The organism is Pantoea sp. Morm (assembly GCF_016643525.1).
Taxonomy (GTDB): domain Bacteria; phylum Pseudomonadota; class Gammaproteobacteria; order Enterobacterales; family Enterobacteriaceae; genus Pantoea; species Pantoea dispersa.
This window is the reverse complement of the sequence record NZ_VOQX01000001.1, coordinates 168,564-188,216: the sequence shown is the minus strand read 5'-3', so window position 1 is coordinate 188,216 and position 19,653 is coordinate 168,564. Positions and strand designations below refer to the sequence as shown.

18 protein-coding genes and 2 tRNA genes are annotated in these 19,653 nt (G+C 56.6%); 4 read left to right on the top strand and 16 right to left on the bottom strand.

What is annotated here, in order from left to right; all coding sequences use genetic code 11:
* The 15 genes from FT726_RS00840 to rlmE all read right to left on the bottom strand — a co-directional run.
* Positions 1–75 (bottom strand): hypothetical protein (locus FT726_RS00840; RefSeq protein WP_346302309.1); only part of this gene is annotated, 75 nt, incomplete at its 3' end.
* Between the two features lie 192 nt (positions 76–267).
* On the bottom strand, positions 268–2,400 hold the full coding sequence (pnp, locus tag FT726_RS00835) for a polyribonucleotide nucleotidyltransferase (RefSeq protein ID WP_058770684.1): 2,133 nt from the start codon (positions 2,398–2,400) through the stop codon (positions 268–270).
* Positions 2,401–2,708: 308 nt separating this feature from the next.
* Positions 2,709–2,978 (bottom strand): 30S ribosomal protein S15, encoded by a 270-nt coding sequence (gene rpsO / locus FT726_RS00830; RefSeq protein WP_010615981.1) that lies wholly within the window; start codon positions 2,976–2,978, stop codon positions 2,709–2,711.
* Positions 2,979–3,110: 132 nt separating this feature from the next.
* Positions 3,111–4,055: a tRNA pseudouridine(55) synthase TruB gene (truB, locus tag FT726_RS00825; RefSeq protein ID WP_104188019.1), complete on the bottom strand. Its 945-nt coding sequence runs from the start codon at positions 4,053–4,055 to the stop codon at positions 3,111–3,113.
* The gene (rbfA, locus tag FT726_RS00820) at positions 4,055–4,462 is read right to left on the bottom strand and encodes a 30S ribosome-binding factor RbfA (RefSeq protein WP_021507701.1); all 408 of its coding nucleotides are present in this window, start codon (positions 4,460–4,462) and stop codon (positions 4,055–4,057) included. Before rbfA ends, truB begins: the two co-directional genes overlap by 1 nt.
* 64 nt (positions 4,463–4,526) lie before the next feature.
* Entirely contained in the window at positions 4,527–7,217 is a 2,691-nt protein-coding gene (gene infB, locus FT726_RS00815; protein WP_021507702.1) for a translation initiation factor IF-2, read from the bottom strand.
* 17 nt (positions 7,218–7,234) lie between these two features.
* On the bottom strand, positions 7,235–8,722 hold the full coding sequence (gene nusA / locus FT726_RS00810; protein WP_021507703.1) for a transcription termination factor NusA: 1,488 nt from the start codon (positions 8,720–8,722) through the stop codon (positions 7,235–7,237).
* A gap of 24 nt (positions 8,723–8,746) precedes the next feature.
* Positions 8,747–9,199: a ribosome maturation factor RimP gene (rimP, locus tag FT726_RS00805; protein WP_288423086.1), complete on the bottom strand. Its 453-nt coding sequence runs from the start codon at positions 9,197–9,199 to the stop codon at positions 8,747–8,749.
* A 212-nt stretch (positions 9,200–9,411) separates the two neighbouring features.
* A tRNA-Met gene (locus FT726_RS00800) sits at positions 9,412–9,488 on the bottom strand.
* A gap of 59 nt (positions 9,489–9,547) precedes the next feature.
* Positions 9,548–9,634: transfer RNA gene (locus tag FT726_RS00795), tRNA-Leu, on the bottom strand.
* 46 nt (positions 9,635–9,680) lie between these two features.
* On the bottom strand, positions 9,681–10,016 hold the full coding sequence (gene secG / locus FT726_RS00790) for a preprotein translocase subunit SecG (protein ID WP_010617340.1): 336 nt from the start codon (positions 10,014–10,016) through the stop codon (positions 9,681–9,683).
* 217 nt (positions 10,017–10,233) lie between these two features.
* Positions 10,234–11,568 (bottom strand): phosphoglucosamine mutase, encoded by a 1,335-nt coding sequence (gene glmM / locus FT726_RS00785; RefSeq protein ID WP_021507705.1) that lies wholly within the window; start codon positions 11,566–11,568, stop codon positions 10,234–10,236.
* 4 nt (positions 11,569–11,572) lie between these two features.
* Positions 11,573–12,406: a dihydropteroate synthase gene (folP, locus tag FT726_RS00780; protein WP_262256449.1), complete on the bottom strand. Its 834-nt coding sequence runs from the start codon at positions 12,404–12,406 to the stop codon at positions 11,573–11,575.
* A gap of 85 nt (positions 12,407–12,491) precedes the next feature.
* Positions 12,492–14,420: an ATP-dependent zinc metalloprotease FtsH gene (ftsH, locus tag FT726_RS00775; protein ID WP_021507707.1), complete on the bottom strand. Its 1,929-nt coding sequence runs from the start codon at positions 14,418–14,420 to the stop codon at positions 12,492–12,494.
* A gap of 174 nt (positions 14,421–14,594) precedes the next feature.
* Positions 14,595–15,224, bottom strand: coding sequence for a 23S rRNA (uridine(2552)-2'-O)-methyltransferase RlmE (gene rlmE, locus FT726_RS00770; RefSeq protein WP_021507708.1), 630 nt, complete (start codon positions 15,222–15,224; stop codon positions 14,595–14,597).
* 126 nt (positions 15,225–15,350) lie between these two features.
* Here rlmE and yhbY point away from each other — a divergent pair, with 126 nt between their 5' ends.
* Positions 15,351–15,644, top strand: coding sequence for a ribosome assembly RNA-binding protein YhbY (gene yhbY / locus FT726_RS00765; protein ID WP_010617345.1), 294 nt, complete (start codon positions 15,351–15,353; stop codon positions 15,642–15,644).
* Between the two features lie 128 nt (positions 15,645–15,772).
* Here yhbY and greA read toward each other — a convergent pair whose 3' ends face one another.
* On the bottom strand, positions 15,773–16,249 hold the full coding sequence (greA, locus tag FT726_RS00760; protein WP_021507709.1) for a transcription elongation factor GreA: 477 nt from the start codon (positions 16,247–16,249) through the stop codon (positions 15,773–15,775).
* Positions 16,250–16,497: 248 nt separating this feature from the next.
* Here greA and dacB point away from each other — a divergent pair, with 248 nt between their 5' ends.
* The 3 genes from dacB to pmrB are packed head-to-tail and all read left to right on the top strand — an operon-like array spanning position 16,498 to position 19,651.
* Entirely contained in the window at positions 16,498–17,931 is a 1,434-nt protein-coding gene (dacB, locus tag FT726_RS00755; RefSeq protein WP_346302308.1) for a serine-type D-Ala-D-Ala carboxypeptidase, read from the top strand.
* A complete protein-coding gene (gene pmrA, locus FT726_RS00750; RefSeq protein WP_021507711.1) occupies positions 17,931–18,593 on the top strand; it encodes a two-component system response regulator PmrA in 663 nt (220 codons plus the stop codon). The genes dacB and pmrA overlap by 1 nt, the downstream gene beginning before the upstream one ends.
* Complete coding sequence (gene pmrB / locus FT726_RS00745) at positions 18,590–19,651, top strand: two-component system sensor histidine kinase PmrB (protein WP_058780380.1); 1,062 nt, start codon at positions 18,590–18,592, stop codon at positions 19,649–19,651. The genes pmrA and pmrB overlap by 4 nt, the downstream gene beginning before the upstream one ends.
* Positions 19,652–19,653 lie beyond the last annotated feature (2 nt).

Sequence of the window (19,653 nt, the reverse complement as noted above, 5' to 3'; positions counted from 1 at the left end):
ACGCCAATTGGAGTTGCTGCATCCTGCCAGCGTGATAGCTGTCGCAACAAAACACCAGCGCAAAAAAGGCTTCATTTCCCACTCCCGAATACAAACATTGGGATAACCATCCTGTCATCCGCCTGCTATGCACAAGGGTTCCCGCCCTCGCGATGATACCCGTCCTGCTTCAGCTGCACTGACACGCTGACCAGCGCGCCACGCATTCCGGGTATACAAACACCGCTCCCCGCCAGCTGGCAGGGAGCGGCTGATCAGGAAAAACGCTTACTCGGCGTCAGGCGTCGTCACCGCAGCGGTTTCTTCTGCTGGCTTCTGCTCTGTCGCTTCTTTGATGCTGAGACGAACGCGGCCCTGACGATCCACTTCCATCACTTTAACTGGCACTTCCTGACCCATCTGCAGGTAATCGGTCACTTTCTCTACGCGCTTGTCGGCGATCTGAGAAATGTGTACCAGACCTTCTTTACCGCCGCCGATCGCCACGAAAGCACCGAAATCAACGATACGGGTCACTTTACCGGCGTAGATACGGCCCACTTCGATCTCAGCGGTGATCTCTTCGATGCGACGAATCGCTTCTTTGGCTTTCAGGCCGTCGGTCGCTGCGATCTTCACGGTGCCATCATCTTCGATTTCGATGGTGGTGCCGGTCTCTTCGGTCAGCGCACGGATAACCGAGCCGCCTTTACCGATGACGTCTTTGATCTTGTCTGAGTTGATCTTGATGGTGTAGATGCGCGGCGCGAACTCGGAGATCTCCTGACGCGGCGTGCTGATCGCCTGTTCCATCACGCTCAGAATGTGCAGACGCGCACCCTTGGCCTGGTTCAGTGCCACCTGCATAATTTCGCGGGTGATACCTTCAATTTTGATGTCCATCTGCAGCGCGGTGATACCTTCACGGCTACCGGCTACTTTGAAGTCCATATCGCCGAGGTGATCTTCGTCGCCGAGGATGTCAGACAGCACCACGAACTTCTCGTCTTCTTTCACCAGACCCATCGCGATACCGGCAACGGCCGCTTTGATCGGTACGCCAGCGTCCATCAGTGCCAGCGATGCACCGCACACGGAAGCCATAGAAGAAGAACCGTTCGATTCGGTGATTTCAGACACGACGCGCACGGTGTACGGGAACGCATCCTGTTTAGGCATCACTGCCAGCACGCCACGCTTCGCCAGACGGCCGTGACCAATTTCACGACGCTTCGGTGAGCCAACCATACCGGTTTCGCCCACGGAGTACGGAGGGAAGTTGTAGTGGAACAGGAAGCTGTCAGTACGCTCGCCCATCAGCTCATCGAGATTCTGTGCGTCACGCGCGGTACCGAGGGTGGCAGCGACCAGCGCCTGCGTTTCACCACGGGTAAACAGCGCAGAACCGTGGGTACGCGGCAGTACGCCAGTGCGCACGTCCAGACCACGGATCATATCTTTTTCACGGCCATCGATACGCGGTTCGCCGTTCAGGATACGGGTACGCACCACGTTCTTTTCCAGGCTGTGTACGATGTCACCGATTTCGGCATCATCCAGCGTTTCGTCTTCAGCCAGCAGTGCGGCGATGGTTTCGTCTTTGATGACGCCAACCTGCGCATAGCGCTCCTGCTTGTCAGTGATGCGGTACGCATCGCTGATGCGCGCTTCGGCCAGGGCGGCAACGCGTGCGATCAGCGCATCGTTCGCCGGCTCTGGCTGCCAGTCCCAGCGTGGTTTGCCGGCTTCGGCCACCAGCGCATTGATGTTTTCAATCACAACCTGCTGCTGGTCGTGGCCGAACACCACAGCACCCAGCATCTGATCTTCGGTCAGGATGTCCGCTTCAGATTCCACCATCAGCACTGCATTCTGCGTACCGGCAACCACCAGATCCAGACGAGACTGTTTGATCTCATCCGCGGTTGGGTTCAGCACGTACTGATCGTTGATGTAACCGACGCGTGCCGCACCGATTGGGCCGTTGAACGGAATGCCAGACAGTGACAGCGCAGCAGAAGCACCGATCATCGCAACGATGTCCGGGTTAACCTGCGGGTTCACAGATACCACAGTCGCGATAACCTGTACTTCGTTAACAAAACCTTCCGGGAACAGCGGACGCACCGGGCGGTCAATCAGACGCGCAATCAGGGTTTCGCCTTCGCTTGGACGGCCTTCACGACGGAAGAAGCTGCCCGGAATACGGCCAGCGGCGTAAGTACGCTCCTGATAGTTCACTGTCAGAGGGAAGAAGTCCTGACCGGCTTTGGCTTTTTTCTGGCCCACGACGGTAACGAATACCGCGGTGTCGTCCATGCTTACCATTACTGCTGCGGTGGCCTGGCGCGCCATCATGCCGGTTTCCAGCGTGACGGTATGCTGACCATATTGGAATTTGCGTACGATCGGGTTCAGCAAAATTTAAGTCCTTAAATTCGTGGCAAAGCCTGCTCGGCCCGCCGGGGATTACCGATCTTTAGTTGCATCCTCGCGACTAATGACAACCCTTAACCGCCCCTGCGGTAAAGCCTCTCATTAGCCGCGCGAACCTCTGCAAGCAAAGATCACTCTCAGCAACAATACATGAGTTTGGTCCGGATTGCTGCGGATTGCTCGAAAAAAGGGGCCATAAAGGCCCCCTTTTCGCGAAACTCGCACAAATCTGATCGCCAGATGCGGTTTTTTGCATACTGCATGCGCTACATCGTTGATCAGATTCTTCAGACTTAGCGACGCAGACCCAGGCTTTCGATCAGGCTGGTGTAACGTGCAACGTCTTTACGCTTCAGGTAGTCCAGCAGCTTACGACGCTGGGATACCATGCGCAGCAGACCGCGACGGCTGTGGTGGTCTTTCTTGTGCTCAGAGAAGTGACCCTGCAGGTGGTTAATCTGAGCAGTCAGCAGAGCAACCTGAACTTCAGTTGAACCGCTGTCGTTAGCGCCACGACCGTATTTAGCAACGATCTCTGCTTTAGCTTCTACGCTTAGAGACATAATAAACTCCAGTAAAAAATGAATGTATGGGTGCCGATCTCTAATTCAGCAGCCCGCTTTTAAAGCCGCGCTATTCTACTCTTCGCCCGGTAGCAACGCAAATGCGCTGTAACGCCCAGCGGTAATACGCGGTCAGTCGGCAAACTCCACTACCAGACGACGCGGAGCCACGCGGCCATCGTCGGCGATTTCCGCCATGCCGATAAATTTCTGCTGCTCACCTTCGGTCACCCGCACCAGGCCGCTGGCCGGCGCGTTTTCCGCCTGGACCGGCATGCCCTGTTTGAACCAGGCCGCGACCGGCGTGGGCAGATTGACCGCTGGAAAATCTTCCGCCGGGCTGTCCATCGGCAACAGCAACGCGTCCAGCGGTGCGTAATCCGGCGTTTCCGCCGCATTAACCTGCGCCGCCAGCGCCTGCAGCTGTTCCAGCGTCATCATGCGCGCAATCGGGTAGCGCGCCACCTGCAGACGGCGCAGCATGATCACGTGTGCACCGCAGCCGAGCTTCTCACCTAAATCGTCAATGATGGTGCGAATGTAGGTGCCTTTGGAAACATGGATTTCCAGCTCCAGCTCGTCGCCCTGCCAGCGAATAAACTGCAGTTCAAACACGGTAATCGGTCGCGCTTCACGCGGCACGGTGACGCCTTCGCGCGCATATTCGTACAGCTTGCGGCCCTGATACTTGAGCGCCGAGAACATAGTAGGCACCTGCAGCGTCTCGCCGCGAAAGCTTTCCAGCGCCGCATCCAGCTCAGCCTGGCTGAAGGTCACCGGCCGCGTTTCGACGATATTGCCGTCCGCATCGGAGGTATCGGTGCGCTGGCCCAGACGGGCAATCACGCGGTAACGCTTGTCCGAATCCAGCAGATAGCGGGAAAACTTGGTGGCTTCGCCGAGACAAATCGGCAGCATACCGGTGGCCAGCGGATCGAGCGCGCCGGTATGGCCCGCCTTGTTAGCATTAAACAGGCGTTTTACTTTTTGCAGCACATCGTTGGAGGATGCGCCCTGGTGTTTATCCAGCAGGAAAACACCGTGGACATCGCGACCACGGCGACGAGGACGACTCATCAGTCCTCCTTGTCGTCTTCCGCCGGGCTTTCACCCCGTCGCTCAGCATCGTTTCTGATCACGTTAGACACCAGATTCGACATGCGCATCCCTTCAATCAGCGAGTTATCGTAGAAGAAGGTCAGCTCCGGCACGATGCGCAGACGCATCGCTTTACCGAGCAGAATACGGATATAGCCAGACGCTTCTTTCAGCGCTTTAAGGCCGTTTTTCACCGCTTCTTCATCCTGGTCGTTCAGGAAGGTCACGAACACTTTGGCATACGCCAGATCGCGTGACACCTCAACGCCAGACACGGTGACCATCATACCCAGACGCGGGTCTTTGATTTCGCGCTGCAGGATGATCGCAATCTCTTTCTGCAACTCCTGCGCCACGCGCTGTGGGCGACCAAACTCTTTCGCCATACTATTTCTCCCAAATAATTCGGGAGGCCAGAGGCCTCCCAAATTGCATCACATCGACCAGCAATTACTCGATGGTGCGTTTAACTTCAATCACTTCGAACACTTCGATCATATCGCCAACGCGAACGTCGTTGTAGTTCTTCACGCCGATACCACACTCCATGCCGTTACGCACTTCGTTGACGTCATCTTTGAAACGACGCAGAGATTCCAGCTCGCCTTCGTAGATAACCACGTTGTCGCGCAGTACGCGGATCGGGTTGTGACGTTTGATGTTGCCTTCGGTGACCATACAGCCGGCAATCGCGCCAAATTTCGGTGACTTGAACACGTCACGGACTTCGGCCAGACCGATAATCTGCTGTTTGAACTCCGGTGCCAGCATGCCGCTCATGGCTGCTTTCACTTCGTCAATCAGGTTATAGATGACGGAGTAGTAGCGCAGGTCAACGTTTTCAGCGTCAATCACGCGACGCGCAGAGGCATCAGCACGCACGTTGAAGCCGAGGATGATCGCGTTGGACGCAGCGGCCAGGGTGGCGTCGGTTTCGGTAATACCGCCCACACCAGAACCGATAATCTTCACCTTCACTTCGTCGGTGGAGAGTTTCAGCAGCGAGTCGGAGATCGCTTCCACAGAACCCTGTACGTCGGACTTCAGGACAATGTTCAGCTCGGACACTTCGCCTTCGGTCATGTTGGCAAACATGTTTTCCAGCTTGGACTTCTGCTGACGCGCCAGTTTGACTTCGCGGAATTTGCCCTGACGATACAGTGCCACTTCACGCGCTTTCTTCTCGTCACGCACCACGGTCGCTTCATCACCCGCTGCCGGCACACCGGACAGACCGAGGATTTCCACCGGAATCGATGGACCCGCTTCCAGCACTTCGCGACCCAGTTCGTCACGCATCGCACGCACACGGCCGTATTCGAAGCCGCACAGTACGATATCGCCCTTGTTCAGCGTGCCTTCACGCACCAGCACGGTCGCTACCGGACCACGACCTTTGTCGAGGAACGATTCGATCACCACGCCGCTCGCCATACCCTGACGAATCGCAGTCAGCTCCAGCACTTCCGCCTGCAGCAGAATTGCGTTCAGCAGGTCGTCGATGCCGGTACCGGCTTTCGCCGAGACGTTAACGAACATGTTCTCGCCGCCCCACTCTTCCGGGATGATACCGTACTGGGTCAGCTCGTTCTTGACGCGATCCGGATCGGCTTCTGGCTTATCGATCTTGTTCACGGCCACGACCACCGGCACACCGGCCGCTTTCGCGTGCTGGATAGCTTCGACGGTCTGCGGCATCACGCCATCGTCAGCCGCCACCACCAGGATAACGATATCCGTGGCCTGCGCACCACGTGCACGCATTGCGGTAAACGCGGCGTGGCCTGGGGTGTCGAGGAAGGTGATCATGCCGTTATCGGTTTCAACGTGATACGCACCGATGTGCTGGGTAATCCCGCCCGCTTCGCCGGAGGCGACTTTGGTGGAGCGGATGTAGTCCAGCAGCGAGGTTTTACCGTGGTCAACGTGACCCATGATGGTCACGACCGGCGCACGGCTTTCCTGCGCAGCATCGGTATCACGATCGTCCATTACCGCTTCTTCCAGCTCGTTCTCGCGGCGCAGGATCACTTTGTGACCCATCTCTTCGGCCACCAGCTGGGCGGTTTCCTGGTCGATAACCTGGTTGATGGTCGCCATGGCACCCATCTTCATCATCGCTTTAATAACCAGCGAGCCTTTCACCGCCATTTTGTTGGCCAGTTCGGCAACGGTGATGGTTTCGCCAATGATGACGTCACGGTTCACCGCCTGAGCAGGTTTGTTGAAGCCCTGCTGCAGCGTGCTTGGTTTACGATGCTTGCCACCTTTACCGCCGCGTACCTGAGCACGCGCTTCTTCACGGTCAGTTTTGGCTTCAGAGTGCTTGTTGCCCTTTTTGGCCGGACGCGCTGCCTTGGTGGTGCGGGTGCGACCACGACCGCCTTCGACTTCGCGATCGTTTTCGTCTTCTGCCTGACGGGCATGAGTTGAAGTGGTGACGTGATAGTCGCCCTTATCTTCTTCCTCTGGTTTTTCCCATTCAGCGGCTTTCTCTTCGGCCAGACGACGGGCTTCTTCCGCCGCGCGGCGCGCATTCTCTTCCAGCTTACGGCGCGCTTCTTCTTCCGCTTTACGCTTCAGTTCGGCGGCTTCAGCTTCACGACGGGCTTTGTCAGATTGCGCAGCCTTGGTCATTTCGTCGGTAGGTTGATTAGTCACTTTCTCATTTTCCGCTGCTTCACGCTTAGCCTTGTCAGCGGCTTCGCGCTTGGCTTTCTCTTCGGCTTCACGTTGCGCTTTTTGTTCAGCTTCGCGACGGGCTTGTTCTTCAGCCTCGCGACGCGCCTGCTCTTCCGCTTCACGCTGCGCCTCGGCTTCTGCTTCCGCCTGAGCTTGCTCAGCGTCGGCATCACCTTTCACGTATGTGCGCTTTTTGCGGACTTCGATTTGCACCGACTTACTTTTACCCCCGGTGCCTGGAATATTCAAGGTGCTGCGCGTTTTGCGCTGCAACGTCAGTTTGCCTGAACCGGTCTGACCGTGCTCACGATTCAGGTGGGACAGTAAGGTCTCTTTCTCTTGCTGGGATACGGCGTCGTTTTCAGACTTACGGATCCCTGCATCAGCAAATTGCTGTACCAGGCGATCGACCGGAGTCTGAATTTCGGCGGCCAGCGATTTTACGGTTACATCTGTCATGCTGTTCCTTCCTGTTATTACGCGTCATCGCCGAACCAGCAGATATTACGTGCAGCCATAATCAGCGCACCGGCTTTCTCATCATCCAGCCCTTCAATATCTGTCAGATCGTCAACACCTTGCTCAGCGAGATCTTCCAGCGTGCAAACGCCTTTTGACGCCAGGCGATACGCCAGCGCACGATCCAGGCCTTCAAGATTCAGCAGGTCCTCAGCAGGTTCCTGATTACCAAGGCTCTCTTCTTTCGCTAATGCCAGGGTGGTTAACGCATTTTTTGCTCGTTCACGCAGGGCTTCAATGGTCTCTTCGTCGAGGCCGTCGATTTCCAGCAGCTCGTTGATTGGCACGTAAGCCAATTCTTCCAGCGAAGAGAAGCCCTCTTCCACCAGAACGGTGGCGAACTCTTCGTCGATGTCGAGATGTTTAGTGAACATATCGATCGCTGCATGGGCTTCGGCCTGATGCTTAGCCTGCAGATCATCGACGGTCATCACGTTCAGCTCCCAGCCGCTCAGCTGGGATGCCAGACGCACGTTTTGGCCATTACGGCCAATCGCCTGAGCCAGATTGCCGGCTTCAACAGCGATATCCATGGTGTGATTGTCTTCATCCACCACAATTGACGCCACATCGGCAGGTGCCATGGCGTTAATCACGAACTGTGCCGGGTTGTCGTCCCACAGCACGATATCAATACGCTCGCCGCCCAGCTCGCTGGACACCGCCTGCACGCGCGCACCGCGCATACCGACGCAGGCACCGACCGGATCGATACGTTTGTCGTTAGTTTTTACCGCAATTTTGGCGCGTGAACCCGGATCGCGCGCTGCCGCTTTGATCTCGATAACTTCTTCGCCAATCTCCGGCACTTCAATGCGGAACAGTTCGATCAGCATCTCCGGTTTGGAGCGGGTAACGAACAGTTGCGCACCACGCGCTTCCGGACGCACGGCATACAGCACGCCGCGAATACGGTCACCCGGGCGGAAGTTTTCACGCGGCAGCATGTCTTCACGCACAATCACTGCTTCGGCGTTGTTGCCGAGATCCAGTGAAATGTTGTCGCGATTCACTTTCTTCACCACGCCGGTGATGATTTCGCCTTCCTGCTCGCGGAACTGATCGACCACCATCGCGCGCTCGGCTTCACGCACTTTCTGGACGATAACCTGTTTCGCGGTCTGCGTGGTGATACGGTCGAAGGTGACAGATTCGATCTGATCTTCAACATAATCGCCCAGATTGAAGGCTTCATCTTCAAAGCGTGCTGCTTCCAGCGTGATCTCGCGCGTTGGCTGCGTGACTTCTTCTACCACCACCCAGCGACGGAAGGTGTCGAAATCGCCGCTGCGACGGTCAATGCTGACGCGCACGTCGATTTCCTGCTCATACTTCTTCTTGGTCGCAGTGGCCAAAGCGCTCTCCAGCGCTTCGAAGATTTTCTCACGCGGCAGGGCTTTTTCGTTAGAAACGGCTTCTACTACAGCTAAGATCTCTTTGTTCATCCTGGTTAGCCTCAATCCGGACTTTTAAAAGTGGGGGACCAGGTTCGCTTTCTGAATGTTGCTCAGCGCGAACACTTCATCGTTACCCTCAACGGTTACCGTGATCATCTCGCCTTCGACAGACTTGATGATGCCCTGCCATTTACGGCGGTTCTGCACGGCCATACGCAGTACCAGGCTCACCTCTTCGCCGGCGAAACGCGCATAGTGCTCCGCGGTGAACAGAGGGCGATCGAGACCCGGTGAGGAAACTTCAAGGTTGTAAGCCATCGTAATAGGATCTTCCACATCCATTACAGCGCTGACCTGGTGGCTAACATCGGCGCAATCATCAACATTGATACCCTCTTCACTATCAATATAGATGCGCAAGGTTGATGTGCGACCACGAATGAACTCGATACCGACCAATTCGTAGCCAAGCGCTTCTACCGGAGCAGAGATCAACTCTGTCAACTTTTGCTCTAATGTGGACAAGCCCACCCCCAAGACATAAAAAAAGGGCCTAAAGCCCAGTGTTACGATTTCCTGATAACAAAAAACCCCGAAAATTCGGGGCTTTTTGTGACTGGACCCTGTATGCCGCGATGCGGCTTCGGCACACCATCCAGCAGAATTTTTTTCAAAACTGACTGCGGATGCGTCCGTCGATGCATACAGTATATTTGAAAAAGAACTCTAAGGGAAAGTGGTTGCGGGGGCCGGATTTGAACCGACGACCTTCGGGTTATGAGCCCGACGAGCTACCAGGCTGCTCCACCCCGCGTCCGAAAACGTGGCGAATATTACGCCGATCTTGCGAAAAATGCAAGTTATACTGAGATTTGGTACCGAGGACGGGACTTGAACCCGTAAGCCCAATCGGGCACTACCACCTCAAGGTAGCGTGTCTACCAATTCCACCACCTCGGCACTTCACTGACTGCGACGATACGATGCCGCTTTAGCGCTGACGATCTTACTGCGGGATATCATTGCCCGGCGTGGCCGGTTTAGCTGGCTGAGTCTGCTGTTGAGACTGAGCCGGCGCGCTGAGGTTTTCCCACTCGCTTCCTTTGGAAGTCTTGTTACTGTTCAGGTTGCCCAGAATCAGACTGATGATGAAGAACAGCGTAGCCAGTACCGCGGTCATGCGAGTCATAAAGTTACCAGACCCGGTTGAACCGAACAGCGTACCAGAAGCGCCTGCACCGAATGAGGCTCCCATATCAGCGCCTTTGCCTTGCTGCAGCATGATCAGACCAACGAGGCCAATCGCTACAATAAGGAAAACAACCAACAGAGCTTCGTACATAATCAACCTGTTTCCTTGCGCGTTATCCGCACAGTTAAAGCTTCAACCAATATTGACGGGGAGTCTCGTCATCACCCATCAGAAGCGGGTGTGAATACTAACCAAAGGCGCATACCTCTGCAAGCGCAATTTACACGAAGTTTCGCGATTGCGGAAAAAAGCGCCATCCCGGTGATTTTACAGGCGGAAAGCAGCAAACTGACCGCCCGTAACGCGGTTACACCGCTTTTACCGCATCGGCAATTTTGTGCGCCAGCTCGGTTACCTGCGCCTCATCCTCGCCTTCCACCATCACGCGAATCAGCGGCTCGGTGCCGGATTTACGCAACAGCACACGCCCGCGCCCGGCCAGCGTTTTTTCCACCTCTGCGGCAGCCGCTTTGACGCTGTCGCTCTCCAGCGGATCGTGGCTGCCGCTGAAACGCACATTGACCAGCACCTGTGGCAGCATCTTCATGCCGCTGCACAGATCGTGCAGACTCATGTGGTTGCGCACAATCGCAGTGAGTACTTGCAAACTTGCTACAATGCCGTCACCGGTGCTGATTTTATCCAGCAGGATCACGTGGCCGGAGTTCTCCGCGCCCATGCGCCAGCCTTTCTCCTGCATTTTTTCCAGCACATAGCGGTCGCCCACTTTGGCGCGGGTAAACGGAATCCCCAGCTGTTTCAGCGCCAGCTCCAGCCCCATGTTGCTCATCAGCGTGCCGACCACGCCGCCACGCAGCTGACCCTGACGCAGCGCTTCACGCGCGATGATGTAGAGAATCTGGTCGCCATCCACCTTCTGTCCAAGGTGATCCACCATCATGATGCGGTCGCCGTCACCGTCATAGGCCAGGCCGAGATCGGCTTTTTCATCCAGCACGCGCTGCTGCAGCTGACGCAAATCGGTAGCGCCGCACTCTTTGTTGATGTTCATGCCGTCCGGCTGCACGCCAATCGCAATTACCTTCGCACCCAGTTCACGCAGCACATTCGGCGCGATGTGATAGGTCGCGCCGTTGGCACAGTCCACCACGATCTTCAGCCCGTTCAGGCTCAACTCGCTGGGAAAAGTGCCTTTGCAGAACTCAATGTAACGCCCGGCGGCATCGACGATACGGCTGGCGCGGCCCAGCTCAGCGGACTCGACGCAGGTCAGCGGCTTCTCCAGCTCCAGCTCAATGGCGGCTTCGACGTCGTCCGGCAGTTTGGTGCCTTCGGCAGAGAAGAATTTGATGCCGTTGTCGTCAAACGGGTTGTGCGACGCGGAGATCACGATGCCCGCCTCGGCGCGGAAAGTGCGCGTCAGGTAGGCAATGGCCGGCGTGGGCATCGGGCCGGTGAACGCGGCAGACAGCCCGGCAGCCGCCAGACCGGCTTCCAGCGCCGATTCCAGCATGTAGCCGGAAATCCGTGTATCTTTACCAATCAATACTTTGCGCGAGCCGGAACGGGCCAGCACTTTGCCGGCAGCAAAACCCAGCTTCAACACAAAGTCCGGGGTAATGGGCGCTTCACCCACTTTGCCGCGAATCCCATCCGTACCGAAATATTTACGATCGCTCATGCCTTTATCCTTTTGCTCTCCGTGTCGCCTCGACGATGCGCATCGCTTCGACAGTTTCTTTAACGTCATGCACGCGAATAATCTGCGCGCCCTGCATGGCGGCGATCACCGCGCAGCTCAGGCTGCCGGTCAGACGCTGTGCCGGGCCGACGTTTAACAGCTGGCCAATCATCGACTTACGCGACATGCCCACCAGCAGCGGCAGATCGTGATGGTGAAAATCACTGAGATGCGCCAGCAGCTCATAATTGTGGCTGAGATTCTTACCGAAACCGAAGCCCGGGTCGAGCAGCAGACGCTCTTTTTTAATGCCGGCCGCTTCACAGCGGGCGATCTGCGCGGCGAAGTAAGCGTCCACTTCGCTTACGATGTGCTGATATTCCGGTGCCTGCTGCATGGTGCGCGGTTCGCCCTGCATGTGCATCAGGCATACCGGCAGACCAGTATCTGCGGCGGCCTGTAACGCCCCCGGCTCGGACAGCGAGCGGATATCGTTAATGATGTGAGCGCCCACTCGCGCGGCTTCGCGGATCACTTCTGCTTTTGACGTATCCACCGAAATCCACACTTCAAAGCGCTGCGCAATGGCTTCCACCACCGGGATCACCCGCGCCAGTTCCTCTTCCACTGAGACTTCATCGGCACCGGGACGGGTTGATTCGCCGCCCACATCGATAATCGTGGCACCGGCATTCACCATCTCGTTGGTGTGCGTGAGCGCGTCGACCAGCGTATTGTGCGTTCCGCCATCAGAAAAGGAGTCCGGCGTGACATTTAAAATTCCCATCACATGGGGAAACGACAGATCGAGATGGGTATCACGGGCGTACAACTTCATGGCGAAAATCTCCCTGAGGGATCACTGGATTGTGGAATGTAAAAAACCCCGGACCAGCCGGGGTTTTTGCTTAGGAACAGGCCTGTTACTTGTCGAACTGTTCTGACATGGTGTTGCCTGGGTTTGGCGTACGCGGTTCATCAACCGGACGTGGCGCCTTTGGCGTACCGTTGCTGTCAGAGTTGTTGCTGCCTGGATCTTCCCAGCCTGCTGGCGGACGCACTTCGCGGCGCGCCATCAGGTCGTCGATCTGCGGTGCGTCAATGGTTTCATACTTCATCAGCGCGTCTTTCATCGCGTGAAGGATGTCCATGTTCTCACCCAGAATACGGCGTGCACGCTGGTAGTTGCTGTCGATCAGGTGTTTAACTTCCTGGTCGATGATGCGGGCCGTTTCGTCTGACATGTGTTTGGCTTTCGCCACTGAACGGCCGAGGAACACTTCACCGTCCTCTTCCGCATACAGCAGCGGACCGAGTTTTTCCGAGAAGCCCCACTGTGTCACCATGTTGCGCGCCAGGTTGGTCGCCACTTTGATGTCGTTTGAAGCACCGGTAGAAACGTGTTCCGCCCCGTAGATGATCTCTTCTGCCAGACGACCGCCGTACAGCGTTGAAATCTGGCTCTCCAGCTTCTGACGGCTGGCGCTGATCGCGTCGCCTTCAGGCAGGAAGAAGGTCACACCCAGCGCACGGCCGCGCGGGATAATCGTCACTTTATGCACCGGATCGTGTTCCGGCACCAGGCGACCAATAATCGCATGGCCCGCTTCGTGATACGCGGTGGATTCTTTCTGCGCTTCCGTCATCACCATGGAGCGACGTTCCGCACCCATCATGATTTTGTCTTTCGCTTTCTCGAACTCGACCATCGACACCACGCGCTTGTTGCCACGCGCAGCAAACAGCGCCGCTTCGTTGACCAGGTTCGCCAGGTCCGCACCGGAGAAGCCCGGCGTACCACGTGCGATAATCGCTGCATCAATGTCGGTTGCCAGCGGCACGCGACGCATATGCACTTTCAGAATCTGTTCACGGCCGCGCACGTCTGGCAGACCTACCACCACCTGGCGGTCAAAACGGCCTGGACGCAGCAGCGCCGGGTCCAGTACGTCCGGACGGTTGGTCGCGGCGATGACGATGATGCCTTCATTGCCTTCGAAGCCATCCATCTCAACCAGCATCTGGTTCAGCGTCTGCTCACGTTCGTCGTGACCACCGCCTAAACCGGCGCCACGCTGACGACCCACCGCATCGATCTCATCAATAAAGATGATGCACGGTGCCGCTTTCTTCGCCTGCTCGAACATGTCGCGCACACGTGATGCACCGACACCGACAAACATTTCTACGAAGTCAGAACCGGAAATCGTGAAGAACGGTACTTTCGCTTCGCCGGCGATCGCTTTCGCCAGCAGCGTTTTACCGGTACCCGGAGGGCCCACCATCAGCACGCCTTTCGGGATTTTACCGCCCAGCTTCTGGAAGCGGCTCGGCTCACGCAGGTATTCCACCAGCTCACCCACCTCTTCTTTTGCTTCGTCGCAACCCGCAACGTCAGCAAAGGTGGTTTTGATCTGGTCTTCGGTCAGCATACGGGCTTTGCTCTTGCCGAAGGACATCGCGCCCTTGCCGCCGCCGCCCTGCATCTGCCGCATAAAGAAGATCCACACGCCAATCAGTAGCAGCATCGGGAACCAGGAGATGAAGATAGAAGCCAGCAGGCTCGGCTCTTCCGGTGGTTCACCCACAACTTTGACGTTTTTGGTCAACAGGTTATCGAGTAACTTGGGATCGTTGACAGGAATGTAGGTCGTGTATTTATTACTGTCTTTTTTGGTTACGTTGATCTCACGCCCGTTAATACGTGCCTCGCGGACCTGATCCTGGTTCACTTCCGACAGGAAGGTTGAATAATCAACCCTACGGCCATTCGACTCGCTGGGCCCAAAGCTCTGGAATACTGACATCAGCACGACCGCGATGACTAACCAGAGAATCAGGTTTTTCGCCATGTCACTCAAGGGATTAACCTCATATTACAACGGTGTTAACAGACAGCGTAGGGTACTATATATCCTTCATACCTGGAATCGCGGCGCTGATGATTTTGCCTGTTTAGCCTGAAACTCAGAATTACGCATCAGAATAAACGCCGTTTCGCCTTGCTTTGATTCCGGTATGGAGGGCTACAGTTTGCGCCCTGTCGCCACAATGTACACTTCGCGCGAACGTGATCGCGAAGCGTCCGGCTTACGAATTTTCACTTTCGTAAACAGGGAGCGAATTTCCCGCAGGTATTCATCGAAGCCATCTCCCTGAAACACTTTCACTACAAAACTGCCGCCAGGTGCCAGTACATCCCGACACATTTCTAACGCCAGTTCAACTAAATACATGGAACGCGGGATATCGACTGCAGGCGTACCGCTCATGTTCGGCGCCATGTCCGACATCACCACCTGCACTTTCTGGTCGCCCACGCGCTCCAGTAACGCTTTCAACACCGCTTCGTCGCGAAAATCGCCCTGCAGGAAGTCAACGCCGACGATGGGATCCATCGGCAGCAGATCGCAGGCAATAATACGGCCACCCGAACCAATCTGTTGTACCACATATTGCGACCAGCCGCCGGGCGCAGCGCCCAGGTCAACCACGGTCATACCGGGTTTGAACAGCTTGTCACCCTGCTGAATTTCATCCAGTTTAAACCAGGCGCGCGAGCGCAACCCTTTTTTCTGTGCCTGTTGCACATATTTATCGCTAAAGTGTTCCTGAAGCCAGCGACTGGAACTGGCCGAACGCTTTTTACCCGTCATAATATTTCCAGTTAAATCGTCATCGTAGCGATAAATCAGCACGCAATGGGTCGCGTTGATTTGGCGATATACCCGAGATGGCGGTAGAATGAACCGTTTTCAATCCCTGAGTAAGCAAAAAATACGATGAATCTGAGTACCAAACAAAAACAGCACCTGAAAGGCCTTGCCCATCCACTGAAGCCAGTGGTCATGCTGGGCGGCAATGGCCTGACTGAAGGCGTGCTCGCCGAGATCGAACAGGCGCTCGAACATCACGAATTGATCAAGGTAAAAATTGCCTCGGAAGATCGTGAAACCAAGCAGCTGATCGTGGACGCTATCGTGCGTGAAACTAAGGCAAACAACGTTCAGGTCATCGGCAACGTGCTGGTGCTGTATCGCCCTGCCAAAGAGCGCAAAATTACTCTGCCACGTTAAGCGTACCGTTACGGCTCGTCCGACGGGCAGAGAAAGTGCCATGCTCCTGCATGGGATAAAAGGCCGCAGCGCGGCCTTTTTCCTTTCTTTACAATATGCAGCTGCGCATTTCAAAGCGTAGCAATATCTTAGATGTATTCCACTTTCAGCACTTCATATTCCACATCGCCGCCTGGGGTTTTGACAATAGCCACGTCATCGGCCTCTTTGCCCACCAGACCGCGCGCCATCGGCGAATTCACGGAAATCAGGTTCTGTTTAAAGTCCGCTTCGTCGTCGCCGACAATCCGGTAAGTAAACTCTTCATCGGTATCGACATTCAGCACAGTGACAGTGGCGCCAAAAATCACGCGGCCGGTTTTCGGCATGGCGGTCACGTCAATCACCTGTGCATTGGAGAGCTTGGCTTCGATCTCCTGAATACGCCCTTCGCAGAACCCCTGTTCTTCGCGCGCGGCGTGGTATTCGGCATTCTCTTTCAGATCGCCGTGCTCACGGGCTTCGGCGATAGAGGCGATGATGCGCGGACGCTTAACGGTTTTCAGTTCGTTCAGCTCTTCACGCAGCTTCTCAGCGCCTTTCAACGTCATCGGAATCTGATTCATTTTGGCTCCTCGTCATCTATCCTGGTTAACGGCGTCATCCTGACCGGTGACAGCAGAAGATCGGCTTCTGCGGCGCGTAACCTCTTTTCACAAGCAAAAGAATCCTGACCCGGAAAGCTTTCCGGGTCAGGTATCGGTTTTGCATTTTGATACGTATTTTACCCCAGAGTTCCCTGTGGGTCATTGTTTACTTTGCACCGTCCGGGGACATAGTATTGACGCCTTCACCCGTCAGTTACCGCGAGATTATGCGATTTTCACGACTTGTTACCGGATTAACCTGTGCGTTTATGCTGCAGGCACAAGCAGCACCCGTTGAAGAATACATGCAGTATTTGCCAGACGGCGCAAACCTGGCGCTGATGGTACAAAAAGTGGGCGCATCCACCCCGATAATCGACTATCACGGCAAACAGATGGCGTTGCCGGCCAGTACCATGAAAGTGATCACCGCGCTGGCGGCACTGCTGGAGCTGGGCCCGGACTTCCGTTTTCAGACCACGCTGGAGACCAAAGGCGCGGTCAGCGATGGCACCTTAAATGGCGACCTGGTGGCGCGCTTTGCCGGCGATCCGACGCTCAGCCGCCAGGATCTGCGCAATATGGTGGCGGCGCTGAAAAAGCAGGGCATCAACCATATCAAAGGCAATCTGGTGATCGACACCTCGGTGTTCGCCAGTCACGATATGGCGCCAGGCTGGCCGTGGAACGATCTGACACAGTGCTTCAGCGCCCCGCCAGGTGCGGCGATTGTTGATAAAAACTGCTTCTCGGTTTCGCTCTACAGTGCCAATACGCCCGGCGAAAACGCCTTTGTGCGCATCGCCTCTTACTATCCGGCGCACATGTTCAGTCAGGTGCGCACGATCGGACGCAACAGCGGTGACGGGCAGTATTGCGAGCTCGACGTGGTGCCCGGAGAGCTCAATCGCTACACGCTGACCGGCTGTATGCGCCAGCGTGCGGAACCGCTGCCCCTGGCATTTGCCGTGCAGGATGGCGCCGCGTGGGCCGGCGAGATCCTTAAAGCGCAGCTGCGCGACGCCGATATTGATTACAGCGGCCATTTAGTGCGCCAGACGCAGGTGACGTCACCGGGCACGGTGCTGGCCTCGACGCAGTCCGCACCGCTGCACAACCTGCTGCACACCATGCTGAAGAAGTCAGACAACATGATCGCTGATACCGTGTTCCGCACCATCGGCCATCACTACTTTAACGTGCCGGGTACTTTCCGCGCCGGTTCGGATGCGGTCAGGCGTGTGCTGCGCGAAAAAGCCGGCGTCGACCTCGGCAACAGTATTCAGGTGGATGGTTCCGGCCTGTCGCGTCACGACCTGATCGCGCCGGATACCATGATGCAGGTGCTGCAGTTCATCGCCAAAAATGACACTACGCTGAATTATATTTCGATGCTGCCGCTGGCAGGTTATGACGGCACGCTGCAGTATCGCGGCGGTCTGCACGAAGCGGGGCTGGATGGCAAAGTGTCGGCAAAAACCGGTTCGCTGCAGGGCGTCTATAATCTGGCTGGGTTCATCACCACGTCGAGCGGTGCGCGCGTGGCCTTTGTCCAGTTCCTCTCTGGCTATGCGGTACCGCCGGAAGACCAGAAAACGCGGCGGATTCCGCTGGTGCGCTTTGAGAGCCGGCTCTATACCGACATTAACAAGAACAACTAATGAAACTGTTGATCGTTGAAGATGATGCGTTATTACAATCGGGGCTGGCGCAGGCGCTGAGCAGCGAGGGCTACGCCGTGGATTGCGCTGGCAGCGCGGCGGAAAGCAACGCCCTGCTGCGCAGCAGCCAGTACAGCCTGATCGTGCTGGATCTCGGTCTGCCGGATCGCGATGGCGCCACGCTGCTGCGCCAGTGGCGACGCGACGGCATCGCGGTGCCGGTGCTGATCCTGACCGCGCGCGATGCGCTGGAGGATCGCGTCGACGGGCTGGACGCCGGTGCCGATGATTACCTGGTCAAGCCGTTTGCGCTGGCAGAATTGCAGGCGCGGGTGCGCGCGCTGATCCGCCGCTATCAGGGGCACAGCGACAACCTGCTGCAGCAGGGCGATCTGACGCTCAATCTCAGCTCGCAGCAGGTGCTGCTGGAAAATCTGCCGCTGGAGATCACCCCCAAAGAGTTCGCCCTGCTCACCCGCCTGCTGATGCGCGTGGGGCAGAATGTGCATCGCGAAACGCTGCAGCAGGATCTCTACAGCTGGAACGACGATCCCGGCTCCAACACTTTAGAAGTCCACATTCATAATCTGCGCCGTAAGCTGGGGAAAGATCGCATCAAAACCGTGCGCGGCGTTGGCTACCGGCTGGAACTGCGCGAATGAACAGCATGCGTCAGCGGTTACTGATCATGCTGGCGCTGATTCTCCTCACCTGCCAGGTGATGAGCGCCATCTGGCTGTGGCACGAAAGCCGCGAACAGATCAGTTTCCTCGTCAATGAAACCCTGTCGGCCCAGGCGCGTAACGATCGTGTGGAGAATGAGATCCGTGAGGCCATCGCTTCGCTGTTGCTGCCTTCGCTGGTGATGGTAAGCCTGACGCTACTGCTGTCGTTCTGGGCCATCAACTGGATTATCCGTCCGCTCAAATCGCTACAGGACAGCCTTGCCCACCGCTCTGCCGACAACCTGACGCCGCTGCCGATTTACTCCGAGATGGATGAGATCGTTGCGGTCACCTCCTCCATCAATCAACTGTTTTCCCGTCTCGACCACACGCTGCAGCAGGAGCGATTATTCACCGCCGACGCCGCGCACGAGCTGCGTACGCCGCTGGCCGGGCTGCGCCTGCATCTCGAGCTTCTGCATCAGCAGCAGGTGCCGCAAAGCGCCATGCTGATTGAGCGTATCGACCAGTTGATGCACACCGTCGAACAGCTGCTGATGCTGTCGCGCGCCGGTCAGGCGCTGGCGGGCGGCCACTATCAGCAGCTGCAGTGGCAGCGTGACATCATGCAGCCGCTGATGCCGGAGATGGCTGAACTGTATGCCCAGCGTCAGCAGACGCTGCACTGGCCAGACGGCGACGATGTGCCGCAGCAGGGTGAAGCGGTGCTGCTGCGCCTGATGCTGCGCAATTTGCTGGAGAACGCATCGCGCTACAGTCCGGAAGGCAGCAGCGTGCAGGTTAAGCTGCGTCAGGTGCAACAGCAGGTCTGGGTTGAAGTGTGGGATCAGGGGCCGGGTATTGATGCCGATGCGGCAGAAGAGCTGACGCAGGCGTTCCGGCGGCGCGATCAACGCTATGGCGGCAGCGGCCTGGGCCTGAACATTGTGCTGCGTATTGTGCAGATGCATCGCGGCAGGCTGGAACTGGTCAACCGCGAAGACAGCAGCGGACTGATTGCCCGCTGCTGTTTGCCAACGCAACTGATTGGCTGAAC